The following is a 452-nucleotide window of genomic DNA, read 5'->3' as shown; positions in this document are numbered from 1 at the left end:
ACTTTCATTAGTGCGCTATTTATGCCGCCATCGTTAATGATGAAATATTCACTTATTTGGCCGTAATCTATTTTTTCAGGTTTCATTTTTTGCTTTCCTTATATTTCTCCATGGTGTAATCATGTAGATTATTATTGGCCTCGACCATGACTTCTGGCACACCATCTAATAGAGTTATCACTGCGCCTATTTTGTCGGTGGTATCTTTCTTGCTGTCGGTAGCGAGTTCAAGCCACATTGCTAAAACCGCTTGCGCTTGCCTTACCTGACAGGTTACATCTTCCAATTGATTAGATTTCATGGTCAGCCCCTTTCTGCGCAGCACGTCTAGACATTGTTTTGGCGTAATCAGCACAGTAATCAACGAGGGCGTCTGCCAAATGAACTCCCGCGCCGGGATTCTGAGTGAGGCGCTGTGCTGATTCCAGAAACAGTGCGATATCACTCAGTAC

1 protein-coding gene is annotated in these 452 nt (G+C 44.0%); it reads right to left on the bottom strand.

Features of this window, described 5'->3' with window-relative positions; translation table 11 throughout:
* Positions 1 to 82: 82 nt before the first annotated feature.
* Positions 83 to 301, bottom strand: a complete 219-nt coding sequence (locus tag AEP37_RS24065) for a hypothetical protein (protein WP_049615701.1) — start codon at positions 299 to 301, stop codon at positions 83 to 85.
* Positions 302 to 452 lie beyond the last annotated feature (151 nt).

The organism is Yersinia pekkanenii (genome assembly GCF_001152565.1).
GTDB lineage: Bacteria > Pseudomonadota > Gammaproteobacteria > Enterobacterales > Enterobacteriaceae > Yersinia > Yersinia pekkanenii.
Note: the sequence above shows the minus strand (reverse complement) of the source record. Positions and strands in the feature narration are given on the sequence as shown.

Excerpts from the sequence above, each read along its gene's own strand:
- AEP37_RS24065 (WP_049615701.1), bottom strand. The coding sequence starts at position 301 with ATGAAATCTAATCAATTGGAAGATGTAACCTGTCAGGTAAGGCAAGCG.